This window comes from Albibacillus kandeliae (genome assembly GCF_003116585.1).
Taxonomy (GTDB): Bacteria; Pseudomonadota; Alphaproteobacteria; order Rhodobacterales; family Rhodobacteraceae; genus Albibacillus; species Albibacillus kandeliae.
This window is the reverse complement of sequence record NZ_QEHM01000007.1, coordinates 172,396-192,316: the sequence shown is the minus strand read 5'-3', so window position 1 is coordinate 192,316 and position 19,921 is coordinate 172,396. Positions and strand designations below refer to the sequence as shown.

The 19,921-nt window shown below is 66.2% G+C and carries 14 protein-coding genes; 11 read left to right on the top strand and 3 right to left on the bottom strand.

The features are described from left to right. The first annotated feature begins 19 nt into the window (after nucleotides 1-19). The 6 genes from DDT93_RS16755 to DDT93_RS16730 all read left to right on the top strand — a co-directional run bounded on the left by DDT93_RS16755 (nucleotide 20) and on the right by DDT93_RS16730 (nucleotide 11,343). Entirely contained in the window at nucleotides 20-1,153 is a 1,134-nt protein-coding gene (locus tag DDT93_RS16755; RefSeq protein WP_109467215.1) for a glycosyltransferase family 4 protein, read from the top strand. Beyond that, complete coding sequence (locus DDT93_RS16750) at nucleotides 1,150-3,369, top strand: hypothetical protein (RefSeq protein ID WP_109467016.1); 2,220 nt, start codon at nucleotides 1,150-1,152, stop codon at nucleotides 3,367-3,369. The genes DDT93_RS16755 and DDT93_RS16750 overlap by 4 nt, the downstream gene beginning before the upstream one ends. Nucleotides 3,370-3,619: 250 nt before the next feature. Further along, the gene (locus DDT93_RS16745) at nucleotides 3,620-4,930 is read left to right on the top strand and encodes a GTP-binding protein (protein ID WP_232825484.1); all 1,311 of its coding nucleotides are present in this window, start codon (nucleotides 3,620-3,622) and stop codon (nucleotides 4,928-4,930) included. Further along, nucleotides 4,927-9,063: a DUF4082 domain-containing protein gene (locus tag DDT93_RS16740; RefSeq protein ID WP_109467015.1), complete on the top strand. Its 4,137-nt coding sequence runs from the start codon at nucleotides 4,927-4,929 to the stop codon at nucleotides 9,061-9,063. Before DDT93_RS16745 ends, DDT93_RS16740 begins: the two co-directional genes overlap by 4 nt. A 162-nt stretch (nucleotides 9,064-9,225) precedes the next feature. Then, complete coding sequence (gene gmd / locus DDT93_RS16735) at nucleotides 9,226-10,344, top strand: GDP-mannose 4,6-dehydratase (protein WP_109467014.1); 1,119 nt, start codon at nucleotides 9,226-9,228, stop codon at nucleotides 10,342-10,344. Nucleotides 10,345-10,371: 27 nt separating this feature from the next. Beyond that, nucleotides 10,372-11,343 carry a GDP-L-fucose synthase family protein gene (locus DDT93_RS16730; RefSeq protein ID WP_109467013.1) on the top strand — a complete coding sequence of 324 codons (972 nt, stop codon included), beginning with the start codon at nucleotides 10,372-10,374 and terminating at the stop codon, nucleotides 11,341-11,343. A 13-nt stretch (nucleotides 11,344-11,356) separates the two neighbouring features. Here the strand turns inward: DDT93_RS16730 and DDT93_RS16725 are convergent, their stop codons facing one another. Both DDT93_RS16725 and DDT93_RS16720 read right to left on the bottom strand, forming a co-directional pair. Beyond that, nucleotides 11,357-12,652, bottom strand: a complete 1,296-nt coding sequence (locus DDT93_RS16725; RefSeq protein WP_109467012.1) for an NAD(P)/FAD-dependent oxidoreductase — start codon at nucleotides 12,650-12,652, stop codon at nucleotides 11,357-11,359. Between the two features lie 28 nt (nucleotides 12,653-12,680). Beyond that, nucleotides 12,681-14,042, bottom strand: coding sequence for a glutamine synthetase family protein (locus tag DDT93_RS16720; protein ID WP_232825483.1), 1,362 nt, complete (start codon nucleotides 14,040-14,042; stop codon nucleotides 12,681-12,683). A 155-nt stretch (nucleotides 14,043-14,197) separates the two neighbouring features. Between DDT93_RS16720 and DDT93_RS16715 the strand changes: the two genes are divergently transcribed. The 5 genes from DDT93_RS16715 to DDT93_RS16695 all read left to right on the top strand — a co-directional run bounded on the left by DDT93_RS16715 (nucleotide 14,198) and on the right by DDT93_RS16695 (nucleotide 18,809). Continuing rightward, complete coding sequence (locus DDT93_RS16715; protein ID WP_109467010.1) at nucleotides 14,198-14,629, top strand: Cif family virulence factor; 432 nt, start codon at nucleotides 14,198-14,200, stop codon at nucleotides 14,627-14,629. A gap of 79 nt (nucleotides 14,630-14,708) precedes the next feature. Next, the gene (locus DDT93_RS16710) at nucleotides 14,709-15,596 is read left to right on the top strand and encodes a polysaccharide deacetylase family protein (RefSeq protein ID WP_198654880.1); all 888 of its coding nucleotides are present in this window, start codon (nucleotides 14,709-14,711) and stop codon (nucleotides 15,594-15,596) included. Between the two features lie 18 nt (nucleotides 15,597-15,614). Further along, nucleotides 15,615-16,688, top strand: a complete 1,074-nt coding sequence (locus tag DDT93_RS16705) for a C45 family autoproteolytic acyltransferase/hydolase (protein WP_109467009.1) — start codon at nucleotides 15,615-15,617, stop codon at nucleotides 16,686-16,688. Further along, the gene (locus DDT93_RS16700) at nucleotides 16,688-17,908 is read left to right on the top strand and encodes a RidA family protein (RefSeq protein ID WP_109467008.1); all 1,221 of its coding nucleotides are present in this window, start codon (nucleotides 16,688-16,690) and stop codon (nucleotides 17,906-17,908) included. Before DDT93_RS16705 ends, DDT93_RS16700 begins: the two co-directional genes overlap by 1 nt. Before the next feature lie 22 nt (nucleotides 17,909-17,930). After that, nucleotides 17,931-18,809 carry a polysaccharide deacetylase family protein gene (locus tag DDT93_RS16695; protein ID WP_109467007.1) on the top strand — a complete coding sequence of 293 codons (879 nt, stop codon included), beginning with the start codon at nucleotides 17,931-17,933 and terminating at the stop codon, nucleotides 18,807-18,809. Nucleotides 18,810-18,854: 45 nt separating this feature from the next. Here the strand turns inward: DDT93_RS16695 and DDT93_RS16690 are convergent, their stop codons facing one another. Continuing rightward, nucleotides 18,855-19,907 (bottom strand): C45 family autoproteolytic acyltransferase/hydolase, encoded by a 1,053-nt coding sequence (locus tag DDT93_RS16690; protein WP_109467006.1) that lies wholly within the window; start codon nucleotides 19,905-19,907, stop codon nucleotides 18,855-18,857. Nucleotides 19,908-19,921 lie beyond the last annotated feature (14 nt).

The window sequence follows — 19,921 nt, the reverse complement described above, 5'->3', positions numbered from 1 at the left end:
TCAAACGTCACGCAACTCCATGAGTATACAAGGGTATCACATGTCTCGAGCGGCATCAGGAGCGCCACGCATAAGGCACTACGTCGCTGGAGGTGCCGAGCACGGAGGTGGTATCGGCCGGCTCGTGGGCTACATCCTCTCGTCCCGGAGCACCGGCTTTGACCACAGGGTCGTCGACACCCGGGGCCCACGCCTCAGCATCCTGCGCTCCCCCGCTCACCTCGTTCATGCGATGTCCGTGCTGGTTGCCGACAGCCTCCGCGGCCATCCGACCCTTCACCACTTCCATATCGCTGGTCGCGGCAGCACCGTGCGCAAGCTCGTCCTTGGGCACTGGGCACGCCTGCTCCGGGCGCCCTATGTCCTGCACCTGCACGACTATGACTACGCGCAGGATCTGGCCCGCCGATCGAGATGGCAACGCCACAGGCTCCGATCGCTGTTCCAGAATGCCGAACGCGTGATCGTTCTGGGGCACCGCGACCGCGAGACTGTCAACCGCGCGCTCGGTGTCCCCGCCGAGCGGATCGCCCTGCTGCGCAATTGCGTCCCCGACCCGGGGCCACGCGTACCGGGGGGAAGCGCCACGGTCGAGATCATCTTCCTCGGGCAACTGGGACCGCGCAAAGGTGTGCCGGAACTCTTCGCCGCGCTGAGCGACCCGCTGATGGCGGGCGGCAACTGGCACGCAACGCTCGCTGGCGACGGATCGGTCGAAACCTACCGCGCGGACGCCGAGAGCCTTGGGTTGTCGTCGCAGGTCCACCTGACCGGCTGGGTCGACGCGGACGAGGCGGCACGCCTCCGCGCCCGGGCCGATATCCTTGTTTTACCGTCTCATGCGGAGGGTTTCGCAATGGCTGTGCTGGAAGGGCTCGCGCAGGGACTGGCGGTCGTCACGACGCCTGTCGGCGCACAGGGCGAGGTCCTGGTCGACGGCGAAACCTGCCTGCTGGTCCCGCCGGGAGATTGCGAGGCTCTGGCCCGCGCCCTGGCCCGCCTGGTCGCGGACCCCGACCTGCGCGCGCGCCTCGGCAAGGCTGGCCGCGCATTGTTTCTGTCCCGCTTCGACATCGAGGGCTATGCGAGAGCGTTCGAGGAACTGCTCGCCGATCACCTTCATGCCGCCGCTCCTGTCCCGAGATCGGCATGAACACGTCGACCAAGTTCCCGCCCGCTCAACCCCTTTCGCTGGCCGCCCCCGAGATCCATGCCGTTCCGGACGATGGAACGGCATGGATCAATATCTACCGGATCCTGCTTAGGCGATCGGCCCTGATCGGCGGGCTGATCCTGCTGATCTGCCTGCTCGCGCTGCCGGCCATCCTCGCCACCCACAAGGTCTACTATGCCGGGATGCGCGTGCTGGCCTCGCCCGCGCCCGCCCTCTCGCTGACGGCGGGTCTCGACGGGCGTCAGGTGAGCTTCGACCTGAACAGCGAGGTGGAGCGCATCCTCTCGCGCGATGTCGCGGATGCCGTCATCCGCCAGTTCGATCTGGACCAGAGAGAGGAATTCAACCGCGCGCTGGAATCATCGGACGGGTTGCTTCATCGCATGGCGGCGTCCCTGCGGTCGGCGCTGACCGGCGGCGGTGACGACGCGGCCGGTGGCGAGGACGGGGCCGATCAGGTCGCCCGCGCCTTCGCCAAGGTGCTGTCGGTAACGCGACCGAGCGGCAACAACGTGATTTCCATAGGCTTCGTCTCGCGCGATCCCGTGCTCGCCGCCGAGGTGCCGCAGGCAGTGGCCGATACCTACATCGCGCAACGCACGGCCCGATGGCAGAGCGAGATCGGCGAAACAGCCGCATGGCTTGAAAAACGGCTGGTGTTCGAACGCGCCTACGTGACCCAGATCCGCTCGGATCTCGAGGCCTTCCTGCGTGGCGAGGAATCCGGTGGCGGCGCGACGGAGGAAGCGGCCTCCAACCTCCTGATGGCGATCCAGGGCCGTCAGGCCGATCTCGCGCAGCAGAGTTTCGAGATCACCAACAACCGCCGCTCCATCAAGGAGGCGCTGGAGAACCCCGAGTCCACCGCGCTTGCCGAACCCTCGGCCCTCGTTGCCCTGCGGCAGGATCTGAAGTCCGAGGTGCGAGAGCTGGAACGGCTCACGCTGGTCTATGGCGAAAACCACGAAACGGTGATGCGCCGCATGGCACGGGTCGCCGAGATGCGGGTGGACATCCACAAGGCGCTGTTGGCCTACGACCGGGCGCTGGAACAGCGAGACGCGGCGATCCTGGTGGAGTTGGAACGGCTCGCCATCGGTTCCGAGGATGCACAGAAGCGACTGTCCGCCATCCAGATCGCCACGCCCCGCATCAAGGAACAGACCGAACTGCTGCAGGCGCGGGAGCAGTCCCTCGCGGATCTCGAACATCGCAAGCAGCTGCTGATGTCGCAGGCCCGGCTGGCCCCCGTCTCGCTCGAGGTGCTGACACCGGCGACCGTGCCGCTCGATCCTCTCGGCCCGGGCCGCAAGATCTACCTGCTGGGCACCGCCCTCGGCGCTCTGCTGATCTCGCTGCTGATCGCGGCCATCGCCGAACTGCGTGACAAGGGAATCCGCAGCCACGAGCAACTGACCCACCTGCCGCAGCTGTCGCCCGTCGGCCTCTGGTCCGAACTTACTCCGGAACAGCGCGCATCGATGGCGTCCGACCTCGGGGCCCGCGCCACCACGCCCCACGCCGAGAACCTGCGGGACATGCTGATGTTGATGGAAAGCGCGTCGGGTGATCGTCTGCCGCAGGTCCTGACCGTCTGCGCCCTGCGCGAGCAGGACATGACCCTGCCCGTCGCAGAGTGGATCGCGATCGAGATTGCTGCGACCGGTCGGCAGGTGCAACTGATCGAGACGAGCCCACCCGTCGTGGCCGACATTACCCCCGACTCGCCCATCGAAGAGCTTCACCCGCAGCCACGGCACGGTGTCATGCGGCGCTATCTCTCGGACCTTGCGCGGCAGTGCGACGAGGACATCTCGGTGGCGCTCCACGAAGTCATCGAGGACGCCGAGTTCGAGAAGGTCTTTACCATCGTGAACGCCCCGCCGCTGCTCGGTCCCGGCGCGATCCGCTATCTGCGGCTCGGCGGTCCCGTCCTCGTGGTGCTCAGATGGGGCCACACGCCCCGCAACGTGGTCGAACTCGCGGCGGGTCTGCTGACCAAGCTGAGTGTGCCGCAGGCCTTCTCGCTGATCGTCGGCGTCATCCCGGGCAAGCACCGCCGCTACGGGTTCACGGACCGCCATACGGTCGCGCCCTCCGCACACAGGCAGCGAGCCTCGTGGCATCCCGACCTGCGCCGCCGCCTGGGGCTGGACGCCTTCCACCCGGACAGCCAACAGGAAGACAAGGGATGACCGAACAGACGCCCCAAGACCCCACCCAGCGGGACAACCGCTGGTCGAAAGGAGGTGTGGACGCCTCCCCGGGGTACGCCGAAAGGATGAACCCGGCTGACCTTGGCGCAGGTTGTCCCATACGCGCCCGGCGGCAAACTGATTGCCTCGGAGGAGGGGTCCGAACGCGAGTCCCGAACAGGCACGGCCTGCGCATGTCGCACCCCCTGAACAGCCAGATGCACACCCTGCGACAGTCGGGAGCACAGCCATGACGATGACCTCGCACCACAACGGCCATACGCTCACGCGGGGCGCCTGGGCGCGGCCGCCCGAAAAGCGGGACACGCGGCTGCCGACCACGGTCTTCTCCGGCTTTCTGGGGGCGGGCAAGACCACGCTGATCAACCGCATTCTCAACAACCGGGGCGGTCTGCGCGTCGCGGTGATCGTCAACGACATGTCCGAGGTCAACATCGACGCCGATCTGATCCGCTCGGGAGGCGCGGGGCTCAGCGCGACCGAGGAGACTCTGGTCGAACTGACGAACGGCTGTATCTGTTGCACCCTTCGCGAAGATCTCCTGCTCGAAGTGCGGCGGCTGGCGCTGGCCGGGCGCTTCGACCACCTGCTGATCGAGTCCACCGGCATCTCCGAACCGCTCCCCGTAGCGGCGACCTTCGAATACTGCGACGAGTCCCGGGCGAGCCTGTCCGAAGTGGCCCGACTCGACGCGATGGTCACGGTGGTCGACGCCGCGAACCTGCTGGCCGACTATGACAGCAACGAGTTCCTGCGCGACCGCACCACGGCGCGCGACGATCAGGACGACCGGACGCTGGTCGAACTGCTGGTCGACCAGATCGAGTTCGCCGACATCATCATCCTGAACAAGGTGGGAACCGCCGGGCCAGCGCGCACGGCAGAGGCCCGCCGCATCATCCGCGCGCTCAACCCCGATGCGCGCCTGATCGAAACCGATCACGGCGCGGTCGCGCCCGAGGAGATCCTCGGCACCGGCCTGTTCGACCCGGCCCGCGCGCGCAGCCATGCCCTCTGGTTCAAGGAACTGAACGGCTTTGCCGATCACGTGCCGGAGACAGAAGAGTACGGCCTCTCGTCCTTTGTCTATCGCGCCCGGGCCCCGTTCGACTGGAACCGCGTCCGCCACGTGTTCGGCGGCGGAGCGCCCTGCCTCTTCAACGGCGTCCTGCGCGCAAAGGGGCATTTCTGGACCGCCCGGATGCCCGGAACCGTCATGGAAGTCAGCCTGGCGGGCCGCCTGAGCTCGATCCGGGCGACCGGCCGGTGGTGGGCGTCTGTCCCGCGCCCCCACTGGCCAACCGATCCCGCTGCGGTCGCCCGCATCTCAGAGCACTGGAGCCCGCCCTACGGCGACCGGCGACAAGAGATCGTCTTTATCGGGACACAACAGATGCACCGACCGGCGATCGTCGCGGCACTCGACGCCTGCTGTGTCGCGACCTCCCCGCCGCGCCGCAGACCACCGGTCCCGCTGCGACCAATGACACCACCTTCACCGCCCCTCGGTAACACGTTCAAGGTTGGAGACCTCGCATGAACCAGATCGTCGACGAGAATGCCCGCACGGACGGACGCATGCCCCAGTCCTACTGGGATGTCGAACATTCGACCTATATCGAGGGCTTTGCCACCGACATGAGCGTCAACGCCGGGGACGAGATCGATTTCAAGATCAACGTCAACGACGAAGCTGGCAGCGACTACAAGGTCGAGATCTTCCGGCTCGGCTACTATGACGGCGCTGGCGCGCGCATGGTGGCCTCCTGGACCAATACCAACGCCACGGTGCAGCCGGACGCGATCTTCATCGAGGCCACCGGGACGGCGGATGCCGGCAACTGGAGCGTCACCGATACCTGGGACGTGCCAGACGACGCCGTGTCCGGCGTCTATCTTGCCCGCCTCCAGCGGCTCGACGCCAATGGCAACCCCATCGAGGGCGAGGTGAACCAGATCCCCTTCGTGGTGCGCGAGGACGACCGCGAGGCAGATATCGTCCTGCAAACTTCCGACACGACCTGGCACGCCTACAACGGCTGGATCGGCAACAACGGTCAGATCGGCGCCAACTTCTACGGCGACAGCAGCGGCACGATCGACAACCCCACGATCGAAGGCGCGGGCGGCTATGCCGAGGATCGCGCCTATGCGGTCAGCTACAACCGCCCCTTTGTGACCCGTGGGATCAACGGCGAACAGGGCGGTCCGGCAGCGGGCGCGCAGGACTACCTGTTCGGCGCAGATTACGCGGCGATCTCCTGGCTTGAACAGAACGGCTACGACGTCGCCTATATCTCCGGCGTCGATACCGACCGGCTCGGGGCCGAATACCTCGAAAAATACGAGGCCTTCATCTCGGTCGGGCACGACGAATACTGGTCCGCCGACCAGCGCTACAACGTAGAGGAAGCCCGCGATGCGGGCGTCAACCTCCTGTTCTGGAGCGGCAACGAAGTCTACTGGAAGACCCGTTGGGAGACGAGCACCATCGACGGGCAGGAGTACCGGACGCTGGTCTGCTACAAGGAGACCTGGGCCGTCGCGGACCCCAACGCTGGCGCCGACGACTATTACAACCTCGATCCCACCAACATCTGGACCGGCACCTGGCGCGACGACCGGTTCATCGACAACCCGCTCGCCGGGGACGCGGCCGACCGGCCTCCCCTTTCGGGCCAGCCCGACCTCTGCAACTGCGCCGAGAACTCGCTGACCGGTCAGCTCTTCGGCCCTGACGGCACCGGCGAATTCGGCGGCGCGCTCGACGTGCCGGAGGAGTTCGCCAACCTGCGCTTCTGGCGCGACACGAGCGTCGCCGGGAGCGGCGCGCTCGACATGTCGCCGGGGATCCTCGGGTACGAATGGAACACCTCGCCGGTCGATGACTATCGTCCCGCCGGTCTGATCTACCTGTCCGAAACGACGATCCCCTGGAGCGGGATCCTCGTGGATCAGGGCAACACCGTGGAAGCCGGGGTCGCGACCCACAACCTCTCGCTCTATCGCGCGGAAAGCGGCGCGCTCGTCTTCGGCGCAGGCACCGTGTTCTGGAGCTGGGGCCTGAGCGACACCCACGACAACGAACCCTACGCCGCCAACATCGAGAACACGGCGCTGCAGCAGTTTACAATCAACCTGTTCGCCGACATGGGCATCCAGCCCGCCGTGGCCGATGCGGTTCTGGCGTCGCAGGGTCTGCTCCGGGCCATCGCCTCGACCGATTTCGCAGCGGCAACGGCGTCCTTCGATGCACTGCCAGAAAGCCTGCCTGCGGGTACCGTGATCCAGATCACCGGGACGGCGACCGACGATGATGGCGACCCCCTCACCAACGACGGGGCGGTCGCGCTGGTCGAGCTCTCCTTCGACGGGGGCCAGACCTGGAAGCCTGCGACCGGCACCTCGACCTGGTCCTACAACTGGGCGCCGACCGGCGTCGGCAGCTTCGAGATCCTCGCCCGCGCCATCGACGACAGCCTGAACATTCCGACCGTCACGAGCCTCGACAGCATTATCGTGAACGCCACCACGCCCGAGAGCCTCAGCCTGTTCAATCCCTGGACCGAAGTCACCGGGCAGGCCTTCTCGGACGGCACCACGCTCCAGCTGGGCACCCAGTTCTCCGTGACACAGGCCGGGCAGGTCACTTCGCTGCACTACTATCGCGACACCTCCGATGCCGGTGACACCGACGTCCGGGCCGGTCGCCTCTGGAGTGCGGACGGAACGCTACTCGCGACCGTCGAATTTGTCTCCAACCCCGGAGAGGACGGCTGGCAGAATGCCGTGCTGAATGCCCCGGTCACGCTGCAGGCCAACCAGACCTACATCGTCACTTACGAAACGGCGGACAATTACATCGCAAGCTCCGGCTTCTTCTCCTCCGCCTATTCCGATCCCTTCGGCGTACTGGTCGCACCGGCCACAACCGGCGGCGTCTTTGCCGTCGGTTCCGGGGCGATCCTGCCCACGTCGAGCTATGCCTCCTCGACCTATTGGGTCGATGTCACCTTCGAAGCAGGGGAGGTCACCGGCACATCCCCCGTGTTCACCTCGGCCTCGGCATTTAGCGTTACCGAAAACGCGCTGATCGCTGCCTCGGTGACCGCGACGGATACCGACCCGATTGTCTATGGCATCGCCGGAGGGGCCGATGCCTCGGCCTTCAGCATCGATGCCTCGACCGGTGTGCTGAGTTTCGTCTTCGCCCCTAACTACGAGGCGCCGTCGGACAGCAACGGTGACAACGTCTACGAGATCCAGCTCAGTGCGACCGACACCGAGGGTCAGGTCGGAACCCAGACCGTACAGGTGACCATCACCGACGATCCCGCCGAGTCGGGCAAGCTGATCTCGACACTCTTCGCCCCGGGAACGGCCCCCGCGCTCACCGAGACCGGCGACACGACCGACTACGAACTGGGAACCCGCTTCACCGCCGCGAGCGACGGCGAGATCGTCAGCCTACGCTACTGGCGCGGTGCGGCGGACTCCGGCGATGTCGACACGAGAACACTCAACCTGTGGAACGCCTCCGGCGTCCTGATCGCCTCCACGACCGTCGTCTCGGGTCAGGGTCAGTCCGGCTGGCAGGTGGGCGTGCTGTCCTCGGCGGTCGAGATCGACGCGGGCCAGACCTACACGGTGTCCTATGGCACCACCCAGAACTACGCCCTCAGCCAGAACTACTTCGGCTCCGGCCACACTGGCCCGGATGGCGTGCTGGGAACCTCGACCAACGCCGGGGTCTACTCAGCCGGGAGCACGGGTCTCTACCCGACGCAGAGCTATCTCGCCTCCAACTACTGGGTTGATGTCGGCTTCCGCGCGGAGCCCGAGACCAATACCGCGCCCACCTTCACGCTTGCCAGCACTGCGCTCACCGCACCGGAGGAGCAGACGGCGGTCGCGACCATCACGGCCTTCGACGCGGACAACGACACCTTCGTCTTCGCGATCGCGGGTGGCGACGATGCGGGTGCCTTCGCAATCACCCCGGACACCGGTCTGCTGACTTTCGTCAACGCGCCCGACTACGAGAACCCGGCGGATACCGGCGGCGACAACATCTACGACCTGGTCCTGTCCGTCTCGGATGGCATCAACCCGGCCGTGCTGCAGGCAATCACCGTGGAGGTCACGGACCAGAGCGAACCGGGCACCCCGGACGCAACCAGCCTCTTCGGCGATACCGATCTCCCCTCCCAGATCGTCACCAACGACCCCACCGATTACGAACTCGGGGTGCGGTTCTCGGTCGAGACGGATGGCGATATCACGGCGCTGCGCTACTACCGGGGTGCCGCCGACGCATCGGATACCGATACGCGCACGCTCAACCTGTGGGACGGGTCCGGAACACTGCTGGCGAGTGCAACGCTCGCCTCCACGCCGGGCCAGACGGGATGGCAAACCGCCGTCCTCACCACCCCGGTCGCCATCGACGCCGACACCACCTACATCGCCTCCTACGGCACGACCCAGAACTACGCCTTCAGCGGCAATTTCTTCGGGAGCGGCTGGTCGGGACCGGACGGAACCGTCAATGCGGCGGGCGGCAACAACGGCGTGTTCAGCAGCGGCTCCACCGGCCTGTTCCCGACCCAGAGCTACCAATCGTCCAACTACTGGGTGGACGTCATCTTCGAGGCCTCCGATGCGATCCTCTGATCGCAGGAGGCCAGCCTGCCCTTTGGGTGCGGCGACACACCGAACGGATGAGCGCGCAGCCATTTGGGCAAGCCGTAGGCAGCCCTGTCTCTCTGCTATGAGCGGTTGACGAAGGCCTTCATGCGGCGTGCCGCGTCCCCACCGAAAGGAAAAGGTACAGGAATGAAACGTGCGCTCATAACCGGGATCACCGGTCAGGACGGCTCCTACCTTGCGGAATTCCTGCTGGAAAAGGGGTACGAGGTCCACGGCATCAAGCGCCGGGCATCGCAGTTCAACACCCAGAGGATCGACCATCTCTACGAGGACCCGCACGATCACGACCCGCGCCTGCACCTGCATTTCGGCGATCTGAGCGACAGTTCGAACCTGACCCGTATCCTGGCCGAGGTCCGCCCCGACGAGGTCTACAACCTTGCCGCACAGAGCCACGTGGGCGTCAGCTTCGAGTCTCCGGAATACACCGCCGATATCGACGCCCTCGGCACCCTGCGTCTGCTCGAAGCGATCCGCTTCCTCGGCCTGCAGGACACCACCCGCTTCTATCAGGCCTCGACCTCCGAGCTCTACGGTCTGGTGCGCGAGTCACCCCAGACGGAAACGACCCCGTTCTATCCGCGCTCTCCCTACGCCGTGGCCAAGATGTATGCCTATTGGATCACCGTAAACTACCGGGAAGCCTACGGGATGTATGCCTGCAACGGGATCCTCTTCAACCACGAGAGCCCGCGCCGGGGCGAGACCTTTGTGACCCGCAAGATCACTCGGGGTCTGGCTAATATCGCCCAGGGGCTCGAACCCTGCCTCTACCTCGGCAACCTGGACGCGCTGCGCGACTGGGGCCACGCGCGCGATTACGTGCGCATGCAATGGCTGATGCTGCAGCAGGACACGCCCGAGGACTTCGTGATCGCCACGGGCGAACAATACTCGGTGCGCGACTTCCTCACCTGGTCGGCGGCGGCGCTCGGCCTCACGCTTGCCTTCGAGGGATCCGGAGAGAACGAGATCGCCCGCGTGGTTCGCGTGGCCGGTCATTCGGCCCCGGCCCTGCACTCCGGCAGCGTGATCATGCGGGTCGACCCGCGCTACTATCGCCCGGCAGAGGTGGCGACACTCCTTGGCGATGCTTCAAAGGCGCACGCCCGGCTTGGCTGGAAACCCGAAACGGATGTGCGCCAGATGTGCGCCGAGATGGTCGCCTCCGACCTGGCGGCAGCCCGCCGGATAGCGGCGTTGCGGGACACCGGCCACCACGTGCCTATCGCGATCAACTGGTAGCTTGGCCCACTTGGCAGGGAGGCGAGAATGACCAGGTACTACGTCGCAGGCCATCGCGGAATGGTGGGGAGCGCCATCGTTCGCGCGCTCGAGTCCCGGCGACAGGCCGAACCCTCCCTGCAACTGATCACCCGCGAGCGCAGCGAACTTGACCTGACCAACCAGGCCGCCGTGCGGGACTTCTTTCACCAGGTCCGGCCGGAGGTCGTCATCCTCGCCGCCGCCAAGGTGGGCGGTATCTACGCAAACGCGACCTACCCCGCCGAGTTCATCTACCAGAACCTCATGATCGCCTCCAACGTGATCCAGGCCTCGCACGAGGTGGGGGTGCAGCGGATGCTGCAATGCGGATCCTCCTGCATCTATCCACGCCACGCCCAGCAGCCGATCCGCGAAGCGGCGCTCCTGACCGGCAAACTCGAATCCAGCAACGAGCCCTATGCGATTGCCAAGATCGCGGCGATCAAGCTCTGCGAGAGCTACAACCGACAGTACGGGCGCGACTACCGCTCGGTCATGCCCTGCAACCTCTACGGCCCGCGCGACAACTTCGACCCCGAGAACGCGCATGTCATCCCTGCCCTGATGCGGCGGTTTCACGAGGCGGTGCAATCCGGCGCGAGCGACGTGACCATCTGGGGCACCGGTACGCCCCGGCGCGAGTTCCTGCACGTCGACGACATGGCGCTGGCCGCGCTCTACATCCTCGACCTCCCCGTCCGCATCTACGCCGACAACACGCGCCCGATGCTGTCCCATATCAACATCGGCAGCGGAACCGATGTCTCGATCCGGGAACTGGCTGGCATGATCGCCCGGGCCACGGGTTTTCGCGGGCGCATCCTCACCGATCCGTCCAAGCCTGACGGAACACCCCGCAAGCTGATGGACAACTCGCTGATGAAGGCGATGGGATGGCGTCCGCGGATCGAGTTGGAGGAGGGCCTCGCCGCCACCTACCGCTGGTTCGTCGAAAACCATTCCGAACTGCGGCTCTGAGGGCGGCGCGGCCTTATTGTCCCAACAGCAGCGCCTTCTTCTGAAAGTACCACATCCCGAGCGCCAGCATGACGTTCCCGGCCTTCCGGCCTAGCGGATTGCGGAAGTGGAAGGCGCCCTCGAAGATCTCGAACTCGCGCGGATCCCCCGTCATCGCCTGCGCCATGATCTCGCCGACGATGTGGCTGGTGGCAACGCCATGCCCCGAGTACCCCTGCGCATAGAAGATGTTCGGCGCCAGTCGCCCGAGCTGCGGGATGCGGTTCACCGTAATCCCCGCCTGACCCTGCCAGGCAAAGTCGATGCCGATCCCGGCGAGGTCCGGAAATGTCCGCTCGATGGCCGGGCGCAGTTCCGCCGCGATGTCGGCGCTGGCACGGCCCGAATAGTTGGTGCCGCCCCCGAACAGCAGCCGCCCGTCGGCGGTGAACCGGTAGTAATCGAGCACGAAACGCGTGTCGTAAACGGCGAGGTTCTGCGGATTCAGCCTCTGGCGCAGGGCCTCCGGGACCGGCGCGGTCGCCACCACGCCCAGCGAGGCGGGGAACAGCATGTTCTGCAACCTTGCGCCGCCCAAGCGGTGATAGGCATTGCCCGCCAGCAGCACCTTGTCTGCCCGCACCACCCCACGCGGCGTCACCAGCGAAACACGGGCGCCCCTCCGCACCTCGATCACCTCGGCATCCTCGAAGATCCGCGCGCCAAGACCGCGCGCCGCATCCGCTTCACCAAGGCAGAGGTTCAGCGAATGGACATGCATGTTGCGCCGATTGATCAGCCCGGCGGCATAGAGATCGGTCGCCACCACCTCGCGCAGCGCCGCACCCTCGACCAGTTCGACCTCGTCGCCCATGCCATGCGCCCGGCAGCTCTCGAGCTGCTCACGCAATTCCGCCACGTGAGAGGGCTTCCAAGCGGCAAGCATATGGCCGGGGGTCAGATCGCAGGAAATGCCATAACGCGCGACCCGCTCGCGGATGATCGCATGGCCGCGCCAGCGCAGGTTCCAGACAAACTCATCCACGCCCGGCCCGAGCGCGCGGCGAAACTGGCGCAGCATTGCCATGTCGCCGGACAGTGACCCGGTGATCTGACCGCCGTTCCGGCTCGTCGCGCCCCAGCCGATCCGGTTCTGTTCGAGGACAGCGACGCGAAAACCGCGTTCGGACAGTTCGACGGCACTCGCGATGCCGGTAAATCCACCGCCGACGATGGCGACATCGACGTCGAGATCTCCCTCGAACCGTTCGAAGGGGGCAACGGGGTTTGCCGTCGCGGCGTAATAGGAGGCGGCATAGGGCGCGGCCATGGTCAGTCCTTTCGGTTCGGGTGCGGTCCTACACGGAAACCCGGTAGGTCGCGAATTCAAAGGGCGATATGCGTCCGGCGAAAACCTCCTGTTCTTGCCGTTTGCAGGCCACGAAGGTCTCCACCAGCTCGGGGTGCAGGATCAGCCTCGCCAGCTCTGACGTCTCGAAACGGTCGGTGGCCGAGAGCCAGTCCCACGCCAGTTTCGGCGCCGCCTCGCGATAGGCGTTGCCGCTGACCGGGGCCGGCGGCTGCTTGGCAAGTTCGATGCCACGTTCCGCCGCGCCGAGGATCGCGGCGAGGATTAGATAGGGGTTGGCATCGGCCCCCGCCACGCGGTGCTCGATCCGGCGCGCGGCACTGGGTCCGCCGGGCACGCGGATCGCGGCCGTCCGGTTCTCGTAACCCCATGCGGCCTGCGTCGGCGCGAGGCTGCCCGCCCGAAGGCGGCGGTAGGAATTCAGATGCGGTGCAAAGACGAGGCTGAGATCCGGCATCGACTCGATCAGCCCGCCGATGGCATGGCGCAGCATGTCCGTGCCAGCCGGACCACCATCGTCGAACACGTTGACCCCCGCCTGATCGACCAGCGAGAAATGGACATGCATCCCGCTTCCGGCCTGATCCTCAAACGGCTTGGCCATGAAGCTCGCCATGATCCCCTGCCTGCGCGCAGCGCGGCGGATGATTTCCTTCAGATAAACCGTATCGTCAGCCACCCGCAGCGCATCGGAGCGATGCTTGAGATTGATCTCGAACTGCCTTGAACCGCCCTCGGCAATGGTCGCGTCCAGTTCGATCCCGCAGGCCCCGGCGGTCGCATAGACTGCGTCGAGAAACGGCTCGACCACGGCCAGTTCCGCCAGCGAATAGATGTTCTCGAACCCGCTCGGCGGGGACCCCGCCCCGCCCGCCATCGGCGCCGCGGCCCGGTCGCCCGGCGCCAGCAGGTAGAATTCCAGCTCGGTCGCCACCATCGCCCGAAGGCCACGGGTCGCAAGCCTTTCGACCGCAAGCGACAGCATATTGCGGCAGTCCGCGTAGTAAGGTCCGCCGCTCTCTTTCCCCATTACCATCGGCAGCAGGCGCATCCCCCGGGCTGGTCCGTCGAGCGGCAGCGGATCGCGCCCCGTCGGCAGGCACACGCCATCGAGATCGCCGCTGTCGAGCGTCAGCCCGCTGCCGACCACGTCGCTGCCCCAGATGTCGACACCGATGGAGGACATCGGCATCCGGATGCCCGAGGCCAGCAGCTTGCCCTCCTGCGCCCGCGGCACCCGCTTGCCGCGCAGCACACCGTTCATGTCGCAGATCGCGGCGAGCACGTGACCCTCTGCGGCCCCGTGCCGGTCCGCGCCCGGCATCATTCGCTCCATCGCTCCATCGTTCATCTGGCTTCTACCTCGATCATGGCGTTGCCGCCGTCAACGGCCAGACCCCTAGCGCTCCGAACGAAGGCCGCGCATTACCCCCGGCGGGTTATACGAATCCTCCTCCGTCCCATGCAGTCTGGGTCCAGAACATGTGACGAAGGAAGGAACCTGCTATGGCAGACAAGGATATTGCCGGCGTCCGTGCCGCGATCGATCGCTGGATCGACGGCTGGACCTTCAGCCCCGAGAACCCCTGGAGCCTCGACAAGTTCGAAGCCATCCTCGACCCGGACTGCATGGTAATCGACGACTACGGCGGCGAGCTCTCGCTGCTCTACGGTCACAAGGACTATGCCGGTATCTGGGGCCCGATGGTCGCCAAGTACATGAAGATCTGGAAGATCCTTCCCGAGGAGGACAGCATCCAGATCTGGACCGAGGGCTCCATCGCCTGCGCCTCCTTCATCCTGCGCGGCGGCGGCGAACTTGCCGACGGAACCCAGGCCAAGCTCCGCCAGTGGTGCACCTTCCCGATGGAAAAGCGGGGAGACCGGTGGATCATCCTCAAGGAGCACATCACCACCGATCCCGAGTACTCGACCTGAGCGCGGGGGCCCCGCCCCCGCCACACTCCCCATCACGCGGGGCGGGCGCCCTGCCGGACAGATTTCCAAGGACTGCCAAATGACACTCCACTGCGGCCTCACCTTCGACTTTGACGCCATGTCGGTCTGGCTCGGCTCCTACAAGAGCCGCAACCCCTCGATGATCTCGCGCGGTGAATTCGGCGCCATCGCGGTGCCGCGCATCCTCGACCTGCTGAAGAAACACGACCTGCAGGCGACCTTCTGCGTTCCCGGACATACCGCGCTCGCCTACCCCGACCTCGTCCGGCGCATCGACGCCGAGGGCCACGAGATCGCGCATCATGGATGGGTCCACGAAAACCCCGCCGACTTCAGCGAGGCAGAGGAACGCGCCAACCTCGACCGGGGGCTGGACGCACTGCAACGCGCGGCAGGCGTCCGCCCGCGCGGCTATCGCTCCCCCTCGTGGGATTTCTCGACCCGCACCATCGGACTGCTGCTCGAATACGGGTTCACCTACGACAGCTCGCTGATGGGGGCCGACTTCACCCCCTACTATGCCCGGCGCGACGATGCGTTCGACAGCCTAACACCATATCACTTCGGCCCCAACGTCGACATCGTCGAGTTGCCGGTCACCTGGCTGATGGACGACTTTCCGCATTTCGAGTTCGTCGACAACGACACCTTCGGCCTCTCCGCACCCTCGAAGGTGCAGGAGATCTGGCAAGCCGAGTTCGACTATGCCTACGAGAACGTCCCCGGCGGTCTCTATTCGATCACCATGCACCCGCAGGTCATCGGGCGCGGCCACCGGCTGATGATGCTCGAACGGCTGATCCTGTCCTTCAAACAGCGCGAGGATGTCCGGTTCACCCGCATGATCGACTATGCCGATGCCTGGCGCAGCGCGAACCCGCTGGCCCAGTGGGAAACATCCGGCGCACCCCAGGCGACCAACGGCTGCGGCCGCGACACGCTCTGACCCATTCGGAAAACTGCCATGACCTATGTCTACCGCTCGCAAGAGAGCGACCCTTTCGCGCGCGGCCGTGCCTTCGGCGCGGCACACCCCCGCCAGATCGCGACAACCGTCGCGAATTACCGCGCCATGTGCGATGACCTATCGGCAACGGCCTACGATCTGGAGAGCGACGGCGCCGAAGCCCTGGTGGCAATCGAAGGTTTCGCACCGCACCTCGCCGAAGAGGTCCGCGGCATGGCCGAGGGCGCGGGCCTCGATCCGCGTCTCGTCGCCGCGATCAACGCCCGCACCGAGATCCTCGCGCGGATCGGCACACGCACGCGCGGCGAATGCTCCGCCGTGATCGCGCTTCCGGCAGGCGGCGGCGCGCCGGTCGCGGTACAGACATGGGACTGGTATCACCGGTTTTCCGGCGGCTGGCTGGTCTGGGAAATCCCCCACGCCGACGGCAGTATGACCAAGACGATGACCGAGTACGGTATCGTCGGCAAGGCGGGCCTCAACACGCGCGGGATCGGCCTGCTTTTCACCATCCTCCATCACACCGGCGACGGCGCCGGGATCGGCGTGCCCGTTCACGTCGCCGCCCGCGCTGCCCTCGACCTCGGCGCCGACATCAACCGCGCGGCGCAGATCCTCGCCGCCGCCCGTGTTTCGGCCTCCAGCTCGATCAACCTCGCAGCCTACGAGGATGGCACCGCAGCCGCGCTAACCGTCGAGCTGCACCCCGGCGGCCCGAGCTTCGTTCTGCCCGACAACGACGGGTTGCTGATCCATACGAACCACTTCCTCGCCCCCGCGCCCGCGCAGTGCGACACCGAACCTGCCGCCTTTCCCGATACGCTCGTCCGGCACAACCTGCTGCACCGGCGCATTGCCGGACAACGGATCACCTCGCCAATGCAGGTGGTCGAAGCAATGACCTCGCACCTCGGCTCCATCGCGGCGGTCTGCTGCCACCACGACCCCCGCCGCAACGCCGCCGACCAGTACGAAACCCTCGCGACCCTCAGCCTCGACCTCGCCGCCGGTGTCCTGAACGTCCACGCGGGCGGTCCCTGCACGGCGCCAAGTCTAGAGGCAACGCTCTGATGGACCGAGAGATCGTCGGCCCCGCCTGCCACCCCGCCGAAGCCTTCAAACAGGAGCTCCCCTTCAGCCGTGCGGTGCGATCCGGCGACATGATCTGGCTCTCGGCCGAGGGCGATTTCGGCCACGGTTCCCCGCGCCCCGTCAGAGTTCAGGCGGCCCACTGCCTTTCCGCCCTCTCGGCATCGCTCGCCGAGGTCGGCGCCGACCTCACCGACCTAGTGAAACTGCTGGTTTTCTTCCGGTCCGACGAGACCACCGAGTCCGAGGTCCTCGGGGCGCTGGCCTTTGCCCTGCCTCCGAACGCCTGCCCCGCCATCACCGCGCTGCCGGTGCCATACCTTCCCTACCCGGGCTGTTCCATTCTGGTCGAGGGCATCGCGATGCGCGCTGCCGACGGCACCCCGCTCGCCCGCCATCGGATCGCGACCCCCGAGATGGCCTCCCACCCCGCGCCCTTCTCGCAGGGCATTCGCTGCGGCAAGATGATCTTCCTCTCGGCCCAGTGGGCCTCTCTGGAGGGTACGGTGGCCGCCCCGGGCGACATCGTCAGCCAAACGCGGCAGCTGATGCGCCAGCTCAGCGCCGGGCTCGCGACTTGCGGCGCGGGCTTTGGCGACGTGGTCAAGATCAACCGCTGGTATCTCGGACACGGCACCGTCGAAGACTTCGAACCCGCCGCGCTCGCCTGTGCCGCGCACTTCACCGAACCGGGGCCCGCCGCCACCGGCATCCCGCTTCCCGCCATGGCGCAGGAGGACGAGATGATCCGCATCGAGATGGTCGCCATGCTCGGCGAGGACGGCGCCCACCTGCCGCGCCGCCACGCCTGGCCCGACAGTCTCTGGGACTGGACCACCAGTCTGCCCTACCACCACGGCCTCAAATGTCATGACATGATCTTTCTCGGCGGCCAGGTCTCGCTCGACAAACAGGGCCGTGCGGTCGACCCCAACCAGCTCGCAGCACAGACCCGAACGGCGATGGGGCACATTGAGGCGATCCTCTCGGACCTTGGTGCCACCCCTGCCGACATCGTCAAGCTGACCACCATGTACGAGGGGTCGTCAGGCCTGCCCGCTCTGCGCGAGAGCCTTCTGCCCCGCGCCGAGCGTTTCACCGCGCCCGGCCCCGCCACCACCGAGATCGCACAGCCCGCGCTCGCCTATCCCGGCATGATCATCGAGATCGACGCCTTTGCGATGACCGAGCCAGACCACTGACACGCCAGACCAGGAGGTTTCCATGACCGAAAAAGACGTCAGCGTCGCGCTGAGTTTCGACTTCGACGCAATGTCCGTGTGGCTCGGCGGGTTCGGATCGACCGCGCCCAGCATGCTCTCTCGCGGCGAGTTCGGCCCGCAGGGCGTGCGGCGAATCCTCACTCTCCTTGCCGAACATGCCATTCCCGCCACCTTCTTCGTCCCCGGCCACACCGCGCTCGCCTTTCCCGCGACGGTCGAGGCCATCGCCGATGCCGGTCACGAAATCGGGCACCACGGCTGGATACACGAAAACCCGGCCCTGTTCGGTCCGGACGACGAACGCCGCTTTCTCGACAAGGGGTTCGAGGCGCTGGAACAGGTCGTCGGCCTGCGCCCGGTGGGCTACCGTTCTCCTGGCTGGGAAGTGACCGCCAACACCTTTCCCCTGCTGCGCGAATACGGCTTTGCCTACGACAGCAGCCAAATGGGATCGGAGTACGAACCCTACTGGTGTCGCGAGGGCGACGTCGCCTCCATGACCGAGGCCTGGAGCTGGGGCACACCTGTCGATCTGGTGGAGGTGCCAGTGCACTGGATGCTCGATGACTTCCCGCACTTCGAGTACGTCGGCTTCAACGGCGGTGTCCTGCAGGGGGGCGGCAGCCCACGCCAGGTCCTGCAGACCTGGATCGACGAGTTCGACTACCTCTATGACCGGGTCGGAACCGGGATCTTCGTGCCGACCATGCACCCGCAGGTCTCCGGGCGCGGCGCGCGTCTCCAACTGCTCGAAGGGCTGATCGCCCACATCAAGGGGCGCCCGGGCGTCCGCTTCACTACCATCTCGGATCACGTTACACGTTGGCGGGTTGGCCGGGTGCCCTGTCTCCCGGCAGACGCGATCTCCGGACGATCCTGAGGACAGCCTCCACCGAGAACGGCTCGCGTCTCCGCGCGGGCTTTTTCACATCGGGAAGACGCTCCAGCGCGCCGAACCGGCGATCCCGCCCCTGACCTCTGCCCGTGCCCCCTCGCCGGGCCGGAAGAGGACCGAACCAAAGGTCCGCATCCCCTCGCCGGCATCACCCCGAAGACAGAGCGGTGTGGTCGAGTCGTCTAGAATCGTTCGGGCTGCACGGGCATGAAGCGTCCCGGGAACGCCTTCGAGGTATTTCATGCGTTGCCGCGAGTTGGCGATCCGCCCGGACCGGTCGAGCAGCGCCTCGGTCAAAGGATCGCACGCCTGCTCGGTTAGCGGATGGTTGGTATGGAGATACCGATCCGCACCACCGACCGCAACGACACCCCCTCCACTCGCCTCGAACCCCACGAGGTTCCTTTGATCGACCAACACGTAGTGCTGACCGCTCGCATGAGGCAATTCTTGAATCAGCGCGGCGGCCTCGGCCACAGACCGGCATGCCAGCAAGGCCCGCAGAACAAAGGCCACGCCGAGTCCACCCGCTTCATGCGGCAACATGAGTAGCGTGTTCACGCAGACGGCCAGGTGGCGTGTCATCCCTGTCAGCCCGATCATACCCGCCGCACTCAGCAGGAGGGTGTCCGGCATGTCCGGCCCGGAGAGCTGAAGGACAACGTCCTGCCCCGCCATGTGAAGCGGAAGGTCCATGTTCTGTGCGACAAAGCTTCGCCGCCGTCCGACCCCTGCCCGTCCGATCACCGAACAACCCGGCGGCGCCAACTCGGGTTCGAGCGCGAACCACCACAGCTCGTCCATCAGGTTGTACGCCATGATCACCTCGAAGGATTGACCCGACCCGGCGGCGATCCCCGCGACCTCCTCGACCAGCCCGGGGGTCAGCCGACGTGCGCTACCGCAGAGACCGGTGCCACCAAGGAACCCCTCTGCATAGACCTGCAACGCGGCCTCATCCGCCGAAGGACCAAGGAGGGCCACCCGCCATTTCGCGACTCCCGCCACGATCAGCTCGCGCAGCTGGTGGCCATGCGAAAGCCCCCGCTCGAAGGCGGTGCCGGTACAAACGACTGTCTTCATCGGGTCCTCGTCGC